Source organism: Paenibacillus sp. J2TS4 (assembly GCF_018403245.1).
Taxonomy (GTDB): domain Bacteria; phylum Bacillota; class Bacilli; order Paenibacillales; family NBRC-103111; genus Paenibacillus_L.
In genome coordinates, this window is the sequence record NZ_BOSH01000003.1 from 271,049 (window position 1) to 286,894 (window position 15,846).

General features: G+C 48.4%; 15 protein-coding genes. 14 read left to right on the top strand and 1 reads right to left on the bottom strand.

The features are described from left to right. Nucleotides 1–59: 59 nt before the first annotated feature. From KJS69_RS08545 to KJS69_RS08585, 9 genes are all read left to right on the top strand, one after another. Nucleotides 60–1,064, top strand: a complete 1,005-nt coding sequence (locus KJS69_RS08545; RefSeq protein WP_213583310.1) for a substrate-binding domain-containing protein — start codon at nt 60–62, stop codon at nt 1,062–1,064. 112 nt (nt 1,065–1,176) lie between these two features. Continuing rightward, nucleotides 1,177–2,049, top strand: coding sequence for a carbohydrate ABC transporter permease (locus tag KJS69_RS08550; RefSeq protein ID WP_213583311.1), 873 nt, complete (start codon nt 1,177–1,179; stop codon nt 2,047–2,049). Beyond that, complete coding sequence (locus tag KJS69_RS08555) at nt 2,050–2,883, top strand: carbohydrate ABC transporter permease (RefSeq protein WP_249730432.1); 834 nt, start codon at nt 2,050–2,052, stop codon at nt 2,881–2,883. Nucleotides 2,884–3,087: 204 nt separating this feature from the next. After that, nucleotides 3,088–4,386: an extracellular solute-binding protein gene (locus tag KJS69_RS08560; RefSeq protein ID WP_213583312.1), complete on the top strand. Its 1,299-nt coding sequence runs from the start codon at nt 3,088–3,090 to the stop codon at nt 4,384–4,386. 226 nt (nt 4,387–4,612) lie between these two features. Continuing rightward, a complete protein-coding gene (locus tag KJS69_RS08565; RefSeq protein ID WP_213583313.1) occupies nt 4,613–5,581 on the top strand; it encodes a phosphotransferase in 969 nt (322 codons plus the stop codon). Nucleotides 5,582–6,011: 430 nt separating this feature from the next. Next, the gene (locus KJS69_RS08570; RefSeq protein WP_213583314.1) at nt 6,012–6,884 is read left to right on the top strand and encodes an aminoglycoside 6-adenylyltransferase; all 873 of its coding nucleotides are present in this window, start codon (nt 6,012–6,014) and stop codon (nt 6,882–6,884) included. A 422-nt stretch (nt 6,885–7,306) separates the two neighbouring features. Then, complete coding sequence (locus KJS69_RS08575; protein WP_213583315.1) at nt 7,307–8,350, top strand: multicopper oxidase domain-containing protein; 1,044 nt, start codon at nt 7,307–7,309, stop codon at nt 8,348–8,350. Between the two features lie 12 nt (nt 8,351–8,362). Continuing rightward, nucleotides 8,363–9,574, top strand: a complete 1,212-nt coding sequence (locus KJS69_RS08580) for a ZIP family metal transporter (protein ID WP_249730433.1) — start codon at nt 8,363–8,365, stop codon at nt 9,572–9,574. Nucleotides 9,575–9,651: 77 nt separating this feature from the next. Next, a complete protein-coding gene (locus KJS69_RS08585; RefSeq protein WP_213583316.1) occupies nt 9,652–9,999 on the top strand; it encodes a c-type cytochrome in 348 nt (115 codons plus the stop codon). Between the two features lie 28 nt (nt 10,000–10,027). On the opposite strand, the gene KJS69_RS08590 is transcribed toward KJS69_RS08585, so the two are convergent. Continuing rightward, complete coding sequence (locus KJS69_RS08590; RefSeq protein ID WP_249730434.1) at nt 10,028–11,026, bottom strand: quinone oxidoreductase family protein; 999 nt, start codon at nt 11,024–11,026, stop codon at nt 10,028–10,030. A gap of 787 nt (nt 11,027–11,813) precedes the next feature. Here KJS69_RS08590 and KJS69_RS08595 point away from each other — a divergent pair. The 5 genes from KJS69_RS08595 to KJS69_RS08615 all read left to right on the top strand — a co-directional run bounded on the left by KJS69_RS08595 (nt 11,814) and on the right by KJS69_RS08615 (nt 15,832). Further along, nucleotides 11,814–12,347 (top strand): MarR family winged helix-turn-helix transcriptional regulator, encoded by a 534-nt coding sequence (locus tag KJS69_RS08595; protein ID WP_213583317.1) that lies wholly within the window; start codon nt 11,814–11,816, stop codon nt 12,345–12,347. Nucleotides 12,348–12,536: 189 nt separating this feature from the next. Further along, nucleotides 12,537–13,223 carry a response regulator transcription factor gene (locus KJS69_RS08600; protein WP_213583318.1) on the top strand — a complete coding sequence of 229 codons (687 nt, stop codon included), beginning with the start codon at nt 12,537–12,539 and terminating at the stop codon, nt 13,221–13,223. After that, nucleotides 13,180–14,298, top strand: a complete 1,119-nt coding sequence (locus KJS69_RS08605) for a sensor histidine kinase (RefSeq protein ID WP_213583319.1) — start codon at nt 13,180–13,182, stop codon at nt 14,296–14,298. The genes KJS69_RS08600 and KJS69_RS08605 overlap by 44 nt, the downstream gene beginning before the upstream one ends. Nucleotides 14,299–14,436: 138 nt before the next feature. Further along, a complete protein-coding gene (locus KJS69_RS08610) occupies nt 14,437–15,117 on the top strand; it encodes a hypothetical protein (RefSeq protein ID WP_213583320.1) in 681 nt (226 codons plus the stop codon). Further along, nucleotides 15,110–15,832, top strand: coding sequence for a cytochrome c biogenesis CcdA family protein (locus KJS69_RS08615; protein ID WP_213583321.1), 723 nt, complete (start codon nt 15,110–15,112; stop codon nt 15,830–15,832). The genes KJS69_RS08610 and KJS69_RS08615 overlap by 8 nt, the downstream gene beginning before the upstream one ends. The last annotated feature ends 14 nt before the right edge of the window (nt 15,833–15,846 follow it).

The following is a 15,846-nucleotide window of genomic DNA, read 5'->3' on the forward strand; positions in this document are numbered from 1 at the left end:
GCAGGGAGAGGCGCAAGTTTAATGAAATGTACGAAAAATGAGGAATGGAGGGGATTGCCATGAATATCAAAAAAATGCTCGGGTTAGCCATGATTCTTGGTATCGTATCCGTTGGCCTCCTTATATCGATCAGGGACCCTATGTTTTTATTTCGGACGGGGAAAGGGAAGGACATAAACGTTACGGTTGTGTTGGAGACGACCAATCCGCGTTCAGACTTCTGGCAAACGGTCGGTGCCGGTGTCCGAATGGCGGCGAAGGAATACGGTGTGCCCGCGGTCATTCGAGGAATGTCCGGCGGTTCGCAGGGTAACGATCAGATTCAATTAATCGAGGATATCGCGTCAAGCCGCCCGGATGCCTTGGTTATAGCCCCCCTGGATTGCCTGCAGCTTGAACCTGTCATCGGTCAACTCCGGAAGTCGGGCATTCCTATAGTGACGATCGACTCCTTCGAAAATCGCTGCCAATCCGACTATTTAATTGCTATGAATCATATCGAGTCAGGAGAGAAAGGCGGCCGGGTCCTGACGGAATTATTGCCGCCGGATTCCAGGGTTGCGGTTATCCACTGTACGAAAGGGCAGGCCGGCCCTGCGGAGCTCGAACGCAAGCAGGGAGTGATGCAGCAGCTTTATTCATCAGCGGGCATTAAGGATGTACAGTTCCATGCTTGCGAGGGGGACGAGGATCAGGCATATGAATTGGTTAAGCAACTGCTGGCCAAGGATACGGAAATCGGCGGTATTGTGGGCATCAATGATACGGCCGCTCTGGGGGCCGGCAGAGCGATTAAGGAGGACTCGGCATTTCACCATGTGAAATTGGTTGCTCTGGATACGACGATTTATGTCACAAAGCTACTGGAAGAAGGAGTTGTGCAAGCTGCGATTGTCCCGAAACCGTTCAATATCGGGTATTTAAGTATGCAGACCGCGGTTCAGCTTGCGCGAAAAGAAAAAACCGTTCCGATGATCGAAGTCGATACCTTGGTGGCCACTAAGGAAAATATGTATTCCCAGGAAAACCAGGCTAGCCTGTTTCCTTTTTTGGGAAACCGTTGAAAGCGCTTAGGTTCGTAGTTTTTTCTATTATAAAAGGAGAATTTTCTATTCATCCGTTCAGGAAATTCCATTAAGATAGCCATGTATCTGAAAATAAAAGGAGCTAACTGTTATGAAGCCATATCTAAAGAGGCTTGCGCCTAATTTATGGATTCTGCCGAGCGCACTCCTGATTATTATGGTTACGGTTTTTCCTATTTTTGAGCTGGTGCTGACCTCCGTCTCGAAGGTGTCGATGTCGGGCATTCGCCGGGGATTTATCGGTCTGGATAATTATGTCGATGTATTTCGGGACCCCGTCTTTCCTTCGATTCTGCGGCAGACCGCCGTATGGACCGTTGGGATTGTCGTCGTCACCACGATTATTGCTTTTTTCCTCGCTATATTGTTAAATCAATCCTTCGTTGGCCGAAAATTCGTCCGGGCTTCGCTTATCGTGCCGTGGGCCGTCTCGCTGATCGTGACGGCGATGGTATGGAGCTGGATATTGAATCATGAATTCGGGGTTCTCAATTTCCTTCTGACCCGGCTTGGGCTTATCCAGAACAATATCTTCTGGCTGGGAGCCAGCTATGCGTTTCCTTGGGTGATGTGGGTAGGGGTATTTGTTTCCCTCCCGTTTACTGCGTTCGTTATTCTTGCGGGGCTTCAGTCGATCTCGTCCGATCTGTATGAGGCAGGGGCTGTCGACGGCGCCTCGAAGGGGCAGATGATCCGCGGAATTACGCTCCCGCTTCTGAGGCCTGCCCTAACAGTCAGCGTAGTCATTAATACGATTAATGTGTTCAACTCCTTCCCGATTATCTGGTCCATGACGCGCGGGGGACCGATGAATCTGACGGATACGACGATCACGTATTTGTATAAGCTGGCTTTTACAACGAAGCAGATGGGTCAAGCCGCCGCAGTATCGGTCATCAGCTTTGTCATTCTGCTGATGTTCACGATAGTCTACGTCACGCTGTCGTTAAGGAGGGAGAAGTAAGTGAAGCACTCCATCAGAGCCGGCCGCCCTCTTGTTAGCGTACTGGGCATGTTGGTTTTTGCTGTCATGCTATTTCCTTATCTGGTTATGCTTATTACGGCGTTTCGCACGAAGTCGGATATTTACAAACTGCCGCCTGCTTTTTTTCCACGCGAGTTCACCTGGAACAATTTTACCGATATTTGGTCGGCAATTCCGTTAGGAAATCACATGACAAGCACCCTTATTGTCGCTTCTGGAGCGACGGTCCTTTCGCTAATTTGCGCGATCCCTGCGGCCTATACGATGGCCAGGACGAAATTTGCCGCCCAGAAATACTATTTGTACCTGATCTTAACGACTCAGATGTTCTCTCCCATCGTGCTGTTAGTCGGTCTCTATCGGGAAATCAGTTTTGTCGGACTGATCGATTCTTGGTGGGCGCTTATTCTCGTCAATGCCGCATTCAGTCAAGCATTCTCTGTATGGATTCTGATCAGCGTGTTCACTAATATTTCTCTTGAATTGGAGCAGGCGGCATGGATCGACGGGGCGACCAAGTGGCAGTCCATTCGGAAAGTGCTGCTGCCGCTTGCTGCGCCGGGTATTGTGACGACGATGATCTATACCTTTATTCAAGCCTGGAATGAATTTCCCGTCGCGCTGACCATCATGACGACTACGGAGAAACGACCGATAACGGTCGGAATCTACTCCTTCTTCAGCTTCTCCGGCACGGAATGGCAATATTTATGCGCCGCCTCGTTAATAGCTACGATTCCGGTAGTCGTTCTGTTCTTTATTGTAGAGAAGCACTTGGTCAGCGGATTGACCGCAGGCGGGACGAAAGAATAGCAGGCCTCATCTGAACATAGCAGCACAAAAGAAAAACAGAGCGGGCAGCGGAACGAAGTAGCTGTAAAGAATAGCTGGGCCGGTTAGCGGAACAGGGTATCGGAAGGAAGAATTCCAGAGAGAGGAGGGATAGGAGAAAGAATTAGGCTCGCGTTACCGTAGTTGATTCCATAAAGCTAAGAAAGGGCGGGAGCAAAAATGAGGGTGAAGTCAAGCTTGGGCTGCAAAGCTATCCTGTTGATTCTAGCCTGGAGTATGGTGATGCTGCTGTCGGCTTGCAGCGGATCAGGGGCAGACACTGCATCGAACAACGATGCCGGGTCGGCAAAAGGCCCGAAAACAGGGGACGGAAGCGCGCTGATCAAATTTGTCGCGGCTGAATACAGTACGGCGACCAAGCCTTTCCTGGAGCAGTTGGTTAAAGATTTCGAGGCCGAAAATCCCGATATTAAAGTAGAACTGCAAGTGATTAATTGGGATACGCTGGAGAGCGCCTATAATACGATGATTAGTACCAACAATCCTCCGGATCTGTTGAATACTTACAGCTATGCTCATTTTGCTCGCGATGAGCTGCTGAATGATTTAGGGGAGATTATGTCTCCGGAGTTAAAAGAGAAGTTTTACCCGTCGTTCATGGAGGTCGGTCGTCTGGACGGGACTCAATACGCTCTGCCCTTCCTGGCCTCTGTGCGCGGACTATACTATAACAAGGACATTCTGGATGAGGCCGGTGTAACGGAGGTGCCGAAGACATGGTCCGAGTTGAAAGCGGCTGCTCAAAAAATTAAAGATCACGGCAAGGCGAGCGGTTTTGGAATTGATATGACCAACAACGAAGGCCAAGCCTATCTATCCTATTTTTTCTGGGGAGCCGGAGGAGGTTGGCAGAAGGATGGGGAGTGGACACTTAATTCACCGGAGAATGTGGAGGCTCTGACCTTCTTGAAGGAAATGGTTGATGAAGGACTGTCCGCTCCGGAGCCAACGGTCACGAGCCGTGACGAGCAGCAGCGGATCCTGGGGAACGGGAAATTGGGCATGATGATTACCGCTAATTTTTTCTCAACGGTCGTCCCTAATGAATTCCCGGGTTTGAAATGGGGAGTGGGACCGACTCCGGTAAAGGACGGGCAGCCGCCCAGCACGTTAGGGGTTCAGGATCTGCTCATGTCCTTCCAAACGAAGCATACGAACAAGGAAGCGATATCCAAATTTCTCGACTTCTTCTATGAGGATACCCGCTACGAAGAGTTTATGGTGAAGGAAGGCTTCTTGCCGGCCACGCAGACAGTAGGAGATAAGATGTCGGCGGAGGATGAGGTGATGAAGGCACATTTTGAAGCTATCAAGGTGGCGAAATTCTATCCGGTCAATGATCCTGCATGGCCGGCAGTGCTGGATGCCTCCAAGAAAATGGGGCAGGCCGTCATATTGGGTCAGATGTCGCCGAAGGAAGCGTTGGACCAATTGCAGGAAATTGCACTGAAAAATTCCAAGTAGATTTGGGGCCAAGACAACGATCGCTCCTCCGTTAAGGGGGAGCGATCGTTGTCTTGCGAACGTTGTCTTCCGGTCAACCCTTGCGGTAGAAACGAAGTGGGAAAGTTTAATTATAATGAAGCCTCTGCATGCAATGTTCTGATATGCTACATTTAAGAAAGGCAGAGAAGGTGTTGAACGTTAATCTGGAATAATTTAGTAAACATGCTTGTGGCAGGAGGCGTATATGAACAAGTTAGAAACCATTTTGCAAGATCATTATAGTGTAAAGATAACAAACATATCACCACAGCAGGGCGGCTGGGCGGCACTCGCCTATAAAGTGTCTAATGACAAGCATACTTACTTTTTGAAGGTTTATGAAAAAAGCAGAGCGTCCACTCCCAAATGGACGGCCCTTATAGATGAATATATGCCAATAATGGTTTGGCTCCAGCATAATAGCGGCTTGAGAGGGAAAATTCCTGTGCCATTATTAACAAAACATGGGGATTACAAGTGTGAAGATGAGGATGGAGTGTATCTGCTCTATGAATATATTGATGGAGAAACGATAGGGGATAAAGATTTAACCCGGGAGCAAGCTCGCCAACTCTCAGAAATCATAACTGAGCTTCACAGGTATGGAGAAGAAATACCAGGGGAAACGGCTGCCATTAAGGAGGATTTTGGTGTTCCGTTTGTGCAGCAGCTGAGGACTACATTGGATAAGGAATATAACACTATTCCTGGTGATGTCAGAGAAAAGATCCGTCCCTATATTGAACAAATTAAAGATCTGATGGATACCGTTGACAAGCTGTCAGTAGGCTTGCGGCACAGTCATTTAAGAATGGCTATGTGCCATACAGACATTCACTATTGGAATTTGATGCAATCCGGGCAGCAGTTGATTTTAATTGATTGGGAAGGGTTGAGATTGGCACCCGTTGAGGCGGATATGATGTTCTTAGTTGACAAGCCATACTTTGATGAATTTATAAGGATCTATCAAAAGATTCATAGCGATTTTACGATCCATCCCGACGCCCTGAGATTCTACCAGGGGAGACGTAAGCTGGAAGATATATGGGAGTGGATGGAACAGCTTCTATATGACAATCAAACAGCAGAAGCTAGAGCCAATACCCTAAAGAGCTTAATCAAAGAGCTTAAAGACTTAAGAAGCCAAACCAGTTATCGACTTCATGATTAGGGCATCTTTCTCAGGGCACATAGGCTCCTGACGCTTCAACCAAGTACTGGTCTCCGTTGGCAATGTATTTTACGTCAATGATGCTTGCCTATTCATCATCTTACCACGATATTACTATGAATGGGAATAATTCCCCAGACCCCATTCGCATTCAAAAAGGACTGCCGGATTGGCGCACAGACTTATCTATTGCGTCTGCTTTCAGGAATAGGGTACTCTTATATATAGATAGTTTTACATAGATTAGATTATGATTTTATGCTCATTTATTTATGTGATTTGTTAAGGAAAGGAGAACAACGATGAAAAAAAAGCTGAATAAATTATAACTCCGTAAACTGGTTGGAGCAGGGAGCATTCGAATTCGTGGCCCGCCCTCTCATTTTTGAAAATAAGTTCAATGATAAATAGGGAGGTCGGGTAAACGACGATGAGAAATGAAAAAGAAATGATGGATTGCGTCCTTCAATTTGCAGAGCAGGATGAACGGATTCGCGCCGTAACTTTAGAAGGCTCCAGGACCAATCCGAATGTGCCTAAGGATATGTTTCAGGATTACGATATCAGTTTTCTGGTCACGGAAATGGACTCTTTTGTGCAAAACCCTGACTGGATCGACAGGTTTGGCGATCGAATCATTCTTCAGACTCCTGAGGATATGTCCATGTTTCCACCGGAGTTGGGCAGGAGGTTCTCTTACCTGATGCTGTTTACCGACGGCAACCGGATCGACTTGACCTTAATTCCACTAGATGAAAAGGACGATTACTGCAAAGAAGATAAACTGCTGCTCGTGTTATTGGACAAAGACAACTGCTTGCCCGAAGTTCCGGCTCCTACAGATGAAGATTATTGGGTAAAAAGGCCGTCGGCCGCATTCTTCGCGGATTGCTGCAATGAGTTTTGGTGGGTTTCTACGTATGTGGCGAAAGGCTTGTGGAGGAAAGAGATTCTATATGCCCAGGATCATCTTAATCTATATGTCAGGCCGATGCTTATCAAGATGCTGGAGTGGCAGGTCGGCGTTCAAACTGATTTTTCACTAAGTGTGGGCAAGAACGGCAAGTACTTGAAGAACTATCTTTCGGAACATAGCTGGCAGCAGCTTATGCAGACGTACCCCAGTGGAAGCTATGAAGATGTCTGGAATGCACTGTTCACAATGGGAGATTTGTTCCGAAGAACAGCGCAGGAGGTGGCGGATCATCTGCAGTATGAGTGCCCGCTTGAAGAGGATCGGCGCGTCACGAATTATTTAAAGCGTGTCCAGGCTCTGCCATCTGATGCTGCTGAAATATTTTAAAGAAATTAAGACCTGGATTAGATGTCCTCCTAGATGGCTGGGTGAGCTAGATATTGTCCGCATTAGAGGAGAATGTCCGGCTATTTTACAAAATTCGTCCGGCAGGGATGGAGTACCTGGGTAGCATCAAGCACGGTTTGTAAGATTGAGCCGTAATCTGGTGATAAAAATATAGTGCAGGAATGGCTGTCCCCATCTTGCCTTGGTTGTTCAGGTATGGTTAGGGATGGCCTCCTATGTTGTATAACTGTGAGTGAATGTGCATATATTCAATTATTCATAAGAAAATATTTACAGCGGATGAAAGCGGATATATAATGGTTCTCAACGAGGTAAGGGCAGAGCTTATTTTTTTGAAATAAAAGTTGCCCTAATCAAAAACATTTCATCTTGTACAATTTATGTGGGAGGGGTAAAGTGTTGTGGAGGATTTGAACAAGCAAGTTTCACGTCGAAAATTTTTGAAGATTGGAGCTGCGGGAACGGCCGCTCTTGTAGGCGGCGCGCTTCTCAATCCAGCAAGCTTGTTACAAAGCCGGGTGAGGGCAGAGACTGCAAATGACGCACATAATGCTCATAATACTCATAACGCACATGCCGGCATGCAGCATGGCTATGACCCGGGAACGGAAGTGACGGAAGGACTGAAAATGGCGCAGCAAGCCTTGACTAATTTCGATTATGGCAAGGTGAGCACGCTGCCTGATGGGCGAACGTTGAGGGAGTACGAGATGACAGCGCTGGAGAAGGACATCGAAATTATGAGAGGGATCCTGTTTCCGGCATGGACCTACAACGGAACGGTTCCCGGCCCTGCGATCCGCTGCACGGAGGGCGATGTCGTTCGGGTAAAATTCATCAATGCCACGACCCACTCTCACTCCATTCATTTTCATGGAATTCATCCGACAGAAATGGACGGGGTGGAACCGATTCCGCCGGGAGGAACTTTTACTTACGAATTCGAAGCCAAGCCTGCCGGTATGCAGGTTTATCACTGTCATGTACAGCCTTTTCAGCATCACATTCACAAAGGGATGTATGGGAATTTCATTATTGACCCGAAAATTCCGAGGAAGCCTGCGCAGGAATTATCGATGGTCATGAACGGGTTTGACTTGGATTTCGACGGGGATAACGAAGTATACGCAGTAAACAGCTACGGCTTTGCATTCATGCAGGAACCGATTAAGGTCAAGGCTGGAGAGTTAGTCCGAATTTATTTAAGCAACTTCCTTGAATTTGACTTGATCAACTCATTCCATCTGCATGCCGCCTATTTTCATTATTATGCAACAGGCTCAGACCCTGAAGCGCGTCCGTACTACACCGATACAATCTCTCAGATGCAGGGGGAGCGCGGTATTGTCGAAATCGTATTTCCGGCACCGGGGAAATATATGTTTCACGCGCATGTAAGCGAATTTACGGAGCTCGGCTGGATGGGCAACTTTGAGGCGGAGTAAGGGGGGAAAGCAATGAGCCAATTACAAACGAATATGGCGCCGCAGCCTAAATCGAATGCGGGCAAAATGTGGCTATGGGCCATCTTGCCGGTAGTTCTGTTGATTGCGATGATTGCCGCTATTGCGACGATGGGGACGGGGCTGGATGAAGAATCACCGGTTCCGATTGAAAACCTGGATGTGGAGAAAGTTATGATGACGGATGGTGGATTTGTTCTTAAAGTGTTGAATTCCAGCCCGCAGAAGATGACTATCGCACAAGTCATTGTTGGCGATGCATACTGGAACTTCAGCGCGGAACCGGAGGCAACCATTCCTCGCCTTGGGCGGGCGACGATCATCATTCCCTATCCATGGGTGGAAGGCGATGGGTATGAAATCCGGCTCGTCTCGGAGGAAAGCTCGATTTTTAGTGCCGAGATTGAAGCGGCGGTGCAGACGCCGGAGCCGAGTGGACAACGGATATGGCAGTATGCGCTGCTCGGTTTTTATGTCGGCGTTATTCCCGTTGCCCTTGGGCTGATGTGGTTCCCGTTTATGCGCCGGTTTTCGGTCAAGGGGATGCATGCTGTACTTGCGTTTACTGTCGGGCTTCTTGTTTTTCTGGTCGTGGATACGATCGAGGAAGGGCTGGAAATGGCAGCGGCGGCGCCCGAAGTATTTCAGGGGACGGGATTGGTTTGGTTCGGCGCTTTGTTAAGCTTTCTGTTTCTGGTGGCAATCGATCAGGCGAATGGACGTAAATCCCAAAGGGCCTCATCGGAGGGTAAATCGATCGCATATAAATTGGCCGCTGGAATCGGGCTGCATAATTTCGGAGAAGGCCTTGCGATTGGTACCGCTTTTGCTGTAGGCGAAGCAGCTTTAGGGACCTTCCTTGTCATTGGATTTACATTGCATAATATTACCGAAGGAATTGGGATTGCCGCACCTCTGACCAAGGATCGTCCCAACTGGAAAACATTCATTTGGCTGGCTGTCATTGGGGGTGGTCCGGCTATTGCAGGTGTCTGGGCAGGAGGATTTGTCTTCAATAATACACTCGCCGCCTTATTCTTCGGGATTGGCGCCGGTGCAATCGCTCAAGTGATCTATGTGATCGCCAAAATGATTATGAAAGAATCTGCCAAACACCAGTATACATTATTATCCTGGAGAAACTTTGGCAGCATTTCACTGGGTATTGTTGTGATGTATGCTACTGCGCTGCTTGTAACTTCCTGATCCGGATTTAATCCCGTTTCTGCAGCCTATGGCGAACAGTATCTCCCAATGAAATCATGGGAATGGAGAGAAAAGCTATGAACAAAATTCGTTTAATAGTTAATCTATTTCTGCTGCTGATGCTAGTTGCCGCAGGCTGCGGCAAAGAATCTGAAAAGGCAGGACAACCGGCAGGCTTGACGGTCGACGACACTATAATCGCTCAGGCGGAAATGCTGTACGAGGGCAACTGCATGGCTTGTCATGGCGTGGAGCTGGAAGGAACGGCAGGTCCTTCTCTGCTCGCCATTGGCGAGCACCGAAGCACCAAGCAAATTGCCAAGCAGATATTGCAAGGCAGCTCGAGAATGCCCGGATTTCAATCCAGATTGACGGAAGAGGAGATTCAAATGCTGGCTCTATGGCTTGCCTCCCGAAAAGAATAAGTCTCCCTTACCATCTATAATAAATTGTTTACGGAAGGAGAAGGATTCTGCCGGATGATTGTCTCTGCTCGAATCGGGCATGGGCTTGAGCGGCTTCCGCCAACGAATATTTGCGGTCAACAGGAATAACGAATTTTCCTGCCCTCGTCCATTCAAGCAATAAGGGGATGAATTCGGGCCAATCGTTTCGGTAAGGAAGCCCATTCGTCCGGGTAATGAACAAAGAGCCTTTCTCCTGCAATGTCATCAGATCGAATGGAGGAATATATCCGCTGGCCTGCCCAAAGATGATCAGATAGCCGCCCAGTCCGAGGCTGTCGAGATTGGCTGCAAACGTATCCTTGCCAACTCCGTCATATACGACATGGACCCCGCGTCCTTCAGTAATGCGCCTAGCTTCTTTGGCGATATCCGATTTGGAGGACACGATAATTTCTTCCGCCCCATATTGACGGACAAGCTCCCCTTTGGCTTCCGTAGAGGTCACTCCGATCACACGGCCTCCCCGAAGCTTCGCCATCTGCACAAGCAGCAGTCCCAAGCCGCCGGCCGCTGCCTGAACCAGACACCAATCCCCAGGCTTTACAGGGTATGCCTTGTGAGTGAAGGCATAGGCCAAAAATCCTTGAGTGAGCCCTGCAGCCGCCTGATCTAAGTCAAGTTCATCCGGAATGGGCATAATCCGGTCCGCGCGGGTGACCGCATGCGTGGCATAAGTGCCCGTTCCTCCGAAGATCAGTACCCGGTCTCCGACTTTCAGCCGGGTGGGGCAATCAGGACCCAGCGTCTCTACTACACCGACGCCCTGACTGCCGGGAGTTAGCGGTAGGGTAGAGGCCAGGCCGCCTTGCTCCTTATAAAACTCCTGCTTAACCAAATCGCCCCGCCGATGCTGCACATCGAGAAAATTGACCGAAGCGGCATGAAGACGAACAAGCACTTCTCCCGGACCCGGAATTAGCGGAGGGATATCTTCCAGCACCATGACTTCAGGACCGCCGTATGTGTGAATTCGAATAGCTTTCATAAAAATCGCTCCCTTATCGATTTATTGTTTCTTGGAAACAATAATAACAAACAGCAGAACCTTCGTCAATATTGTTTCCGAGAAACGTTTAATGGTGAATGATTGAAATATAGTTCCTTGCTATAAAGAAAGCTTGTCCAAAAAAGCAACTTAAGGCTTACAAAAATAACGGCGGACGATCTGGCAGTTGTCCATTTAACAACGGATTCGGTAAGAAGCCGTTTTTAAGGAAGAGCTTTTTTGGAACAGCCAATGGACGGACCAATACTATTTTTCTATTCTGGACAAGGAATTTTTTTCAAAATAGCAAGTTTAGCCAGGGGGAAGAGCTTGACTTAATTGCAATTATAATTCCTTGGTCCTTTGGACCAGTATCCCCTTAGATCAGGAAAGAGGACGGCCCAGGCTAAAGTTAACCGGAAATACAAGAAAGAGGGACGGACGGGACCTAGTAACGGGAAATACAAGAAAGAGGGACAGTCGGGCCTAGTAACGGGAAATACAAGAAAGAGGGACAGACGGGGCCTAGTAATGGGTTCAAGAAAGCCGTACAAGTAGGGCTGAGTAACGGGAAATACAAGAAGGGTGAACAAGTGGGGGCGGTATTGGAAACTTTCATAAATGTTGATTTTGCAGTACGAGTTTACCGAGGGGCAGGTTTTGGGGGACTAGGGTGTTCCTAGTTCCTTAGGGTATTTTTCGTCAAAATAGTTTCCGAGGAACATTTTGTTAATGAACTCGAAATTGTTATACTGGAAAATAAATGATAGTTAAAAAGGTGGCGTTGATGGAGAAAAACAAAATTCAAGCGGCACGGGCAACAGACAAGCTCCCATTGATCACGGAAGTCATGGGATTATTTGAGCAGATCGGGAAGCGGATGCAGACGGAGGATGACGAGGAGCGCCGTTGGCTTATTCAGCATTGTACCGATCCGGCATTGGACAAGCTGTTGAAGGATATGACGGTCATGGAACTGCATGTCGTTGACGCGATCGGCCGCCTGGAACCGGTGAACGGCATCACCATTTCCAAAACTTTTGGAATTCCCAAAGGCAGCGTGTCCAAAATTACGCGAAGACTGGCTGCCCGGGGCCTGATCCAAACCGAGAATCTGCCCAATAACAAGAAAGAAATTTTGTTCCGCACAACTCCACTCGGCCAAGAGCTATTCGAGCTCCACCAAGCACTTCACCGGCAGATGGAACGAGGGGTGGTTCGATTTCTTCAGAAGTACGGGAGCGATGAATTGGACTTGGTCGCTCGTATTCTCAAGGATGCTCTGGAGACGTCGTTTCTCCAGCCCAATGAGGAAGAATAAGCTAAATGACGGGTCTTTCAAGAAAGCCGGATTCGTACAGCTTCCAGTATGCTAGGATGTTCTACAAAGAAAACAATTTGCCGCTAAAAACCGATGGGCTCATTCTCATCGGTTTTGTCTTTAACGTTTCTTAACAAACGGGTGTTATTCTCGGAAGAATGGCAATGCTTCTTAAGGGGAGGTTGAGGTATGAAAGGGAAAACGATCCTGATTGTTGAAGATGATGCTAAAATCCGTCAGCTGCTCAAAATCTATTTGGAAAAAGAAGGATATGAAGTGTTGGAGGCCGCGGATGGCTCCGAGGGAATGCAGTTATTTGAACAACTCGATCCCTGCTTTGTCATTATGGATCTGATGATTCCTCATAAGAGCGGGGAGGAGCTTTGTCAGTGGATCCGGTCTGAGATGAAGAGTGATATCCCGGTGATTATGCTGACGGCCAAGGTGGATGAAGCCGATCGAATTCAGGGGCTGCAAATGGGAGCGGATGACTACATTACAAAGCCCTTCAGTCCGCAGGAAGTCGTTGTCAGGGTGGAAACGGTTCTGCGAAGAACGGCCAACCGCTGCAGTAAAATCAGCTACAGAGGCTTAACGCTGAAGCCCCTTCGGGGAGAAGTGAAGCTGAATGGGGAGCTTATTGCGCTGACGATCCATGAGTTTAAGCTTCTATATTTTTTGATGCGGCATCCGAATCAAATCTTGACAAGAGATCAAATTTTACAAGAGCTGTACCCGAATGTGGAACGTTCGGTCATCGACCGGACCGTGGATGTTCATATCAGCAAGCTCCGGGAAAAGATCGAAGCGATAGAAGGGGCCCCGCGCTTTATTGAAACGATACGAGGGATGGGATATCGATTTGATGCCTTTTAAACAGTGGATGTTTTGGCGGAAAAAGTTGCAATGGAAGCTAATTATGGTCAACGGTTTGGTCATCCTGGTCGTGATCTGGCTGGCAGGTGTATCGGTCAAAGATTTTGCTTGTATTATAGTAGGGCAATATGAACTGGTCGGCGAAGGGAGAAGCCGATTTTTTAATGAGACGATGCAGTTTTATTTGCTGAGGGCGAGCTTTCTGGCCATTCTGGTAGCCGCTATCATTCATTACGTGTTTATCCAAAAAATGCTGTCTCCCTTAGCGCGGCTTACGAAGTCTACGCAACTGATGATCGAGGGACATTACCCGCAGCCCATCGAACCCCAATCTCATGATGAAATCGGTCAGCTTACGAAGCATTTTAACGAATTGTCCGAGACTTTGAAACGCACCGAAGAAAATCGCAAACGTCTTCTGGGCAACATATCGCATGAACTGCGCACGCCGTTAAGCAACTTGAATGGCTATTTGGAGGCGTTGTCGAACGGTGTCATTGAAGGGGATCGGGCGCTGTATCAATCGCTGCTTGAAGAATCTCAATACTTGACCCGGCTCGTGGACCAGCTCCATCATTTGACGAGTTGGGAGTCGCGGAGGAGCAGCAGTCTGAACGGGACCTCTATTAACATACATGAAGTTATGGAGCAAGCCATTTATGCTTTTCAATTGGAAAGTGGCAAAGCAGGTGTTTCACTCGAGGCCTCCATTCAAGAGGGAGTCGTGATTGGCGAGGAAGACGGCGTCAAGCAGATCCTAAACAATTTGCTCAAGAATGCACTCATGTATAACACGGGAGACCAAATTCAAGTTGCGGGCGCAAAGGAGAACCAACACTACCGGATCACGGTTACCAATGTCGGAGAAGCGATACCGGAAGAAGCGCGCGACCTGGTTTTTGAGCGATTTTATCGCGTCGATCCGTCAAGACAACGGGAAAAGCACAGGAATGGGACAGGGCTGGGGCTGCCGATTGTAAAAGAAATTGCGGAGCGGTTCGGCGGACAAGTCGGGCTGAGCTCGCAGGAGAATAGGCATACGTTTTGGGTTACGCTCCCTATGACGAGACCATGAAAGAATATTTGATGCCATCCTTTGAAAGCCGCATGATTGCGGTTTTTTTATTTCCTCACGATTTTCACGAATTGTTCGCAATTGGCTTAATCAAATCTTTACAAAGGAACGTTATCCTCATCCACAGGAGGTGGGGGATTGTACAGCATACAGATAGGTTCTTTAGTCCTGAACGGACCCTTGCTATTGTATCTCAGCTTTGGGGCGGCCGGCTGGTTAATGCTGCGGTTCGGGCTTCGCCATATGCCGGAGCGGGGTTTAATCTTGTCTTGCGCAGCCAATGCTTTCTGGCTGTGGCTGATGATTTGGAAAGGGAGCTTCCTGATCTTGCATCCGGTGGAGGCGATCCAGCGGCCGGCTTCCTTGCTCTATTTTGATGGAGGAGAACGCGGAAGATGGTTGGCGAGCCTGGCTGCCGCTGTTTATGTTTGGCGTCGGGCATCGAAGCAGAGCCTGCATCCGAGCAGGTGGATCAATAGTCTGGTGCTGTATTTTTTGGCGGGCTGGTTGGTGTATCACCTTCTGTTATTTGCGTTCGGGGAGGAGACCCATTGGATTCATGCAGCCAGCGCCGGATTGACAGCATCTCTGCTAATGTCCTTATTGCTTTCACCCAAAGGAGTGGAAGCGCGCCAGGGAAGGGGACACGCCCTTTGGTTTTTGATCGGGCACGCGGTGCTCTGGTTTCTAATCCCTGAACGTCCGATATGGTTCTTGTCCTTCAGTAAGCAACAGATCATTTTTCTATTGGCCGCCGCCGGCTTGATCGGATGGATCTGGTTTGACGAGAGAATGCACAAAGGAGGTACTCATGGATAATTTAACGGTTTTTATAGCCTTTGCCGCGGGGATGCTCTCTTTTTTATCTCCTTGCGTTTTTCCGCTTATCCCCGCTTACGTATCCCATTTGACAGGCTCGTCCTTTCAGGACGGCAAGCTCGTGGTCCATCGGGGGAAGCTGCTTTATCAGTCGCTTTTTTTTATTGCCGGCTTTAGTCTTATTTTCATCGCGTTGGGTGCTTCAGCCAGCTTTATCGGCCGCTTATTTGCCCAAGAGCTCGTTTTGATCCAAAAAATAAGCGGTCTATTGATTATTTTCTTTGGTCTGCAAATGGCCGGATTGTTAAACATTCGTATGCTGATGTCCGGTAAAACCTGGGAAACGAAATCCACCAGGAGCCGCGGCGCGATCCGTTCCTTTATTACCGGCTTGGCTTTTGGCGCTGGATGGAGTCCCTGCGTAGGGTTGGCGCTATCGTCCATTCTGCTTCTGGCCGGATCTTCCGAAACGCTGTGGAGCGGAATTGGCCTATTAGCCGTGTATTCGCTCGGGCTGGGTGTTCCGTTCTTATTGATTTCCTGGTTGCTGACGTATTCGATGAAGATGATGAAAAAAATGAACCGATGGATGCCTCTGCTATCCAAAATTAACGGCGGGCTTCTTATCGGAATGGGACTTCTTTTGTTCACCGGGCAATTGCAAAAGATCAGCGCCTGGCTGGCCCAATTTACTTTCTTTGATATTACCTTTTAACGATGGGAGATGAA

Excerpts from the sequence above, each read along its gene's own strand:
- KJS69_RS08545 (WP_213583310.1), top strand. The coding sequence starts at position 60 with ATGAATATCAAAAAAATGCTCGGGTTAGCCATGATTCTTGGTATCGTA.
- KJS69_RS08550 (WP_213583311.1), top strand. The coding sequence starts at position 1,177 with ATGAAGCCATATCTAAAGAGGCTTGCGCCTAATTTATGGATTCTGCCG.
- KJS69_RS08565 (WP_213583313.1), top strand. The coding sequence starts at position 4,613 with ATGAACAAGTTAGAAACCATTTTGCAAGATCATTATAGTGTAAAGATA.
- KJS69_RS08570 (WP_213583314.1), top strand. The coding sequence starts at position 6,012 with ATGAGAAATGAAAAAGAAATGATGGATTGCGTCCTTCAATTTGCAGAG.
- KJS69_RS08580 (WP_249730433.1), top strand. The coding sequence starts at position 8,363 with ATGAGCCAATTACAAACGAATATGGCGCCGCAGCCTAAATCGAATGCG.
- KJS69_RS08585 (WP_213583316.1), top strand. The coding sequence starts at position 9,652 with ATGAACAAAATTCGTTTAATAGTTAATCTATTTCTGCTGCTGATGCTA.
- KJS69_RS08590 (WP_249730434.1), bottom strand. The coding sequence starts at position 11,026 with ATGAAAGCTATTCGAATTCACACATACGGCGGTCCTGAAGTCATGGTG.
- KJS69_RS08595 (WP_213583317.1), top strand. The coding sequence starts at position 11,814 with ATGGAGAAAAACAAAATTCAAGCGGCACGGGCAACAGACAAGCTCCCA.
- KJS69_RS08600 (WP_213583318.1), top strand. The coding sequence starts at position 12,537 with ATGAAAGGGAAAACGATCCTGATTGTTGAAGATGATGCTAAAATCCGT.
- KJS69_RS08615 (WP_213583321.1), top strand. The coding sequence starts at position 15,110 with ATGGATAATTTAACGGTTTTTATAGCCTTTGCCGCGGGGATGCTCTCT.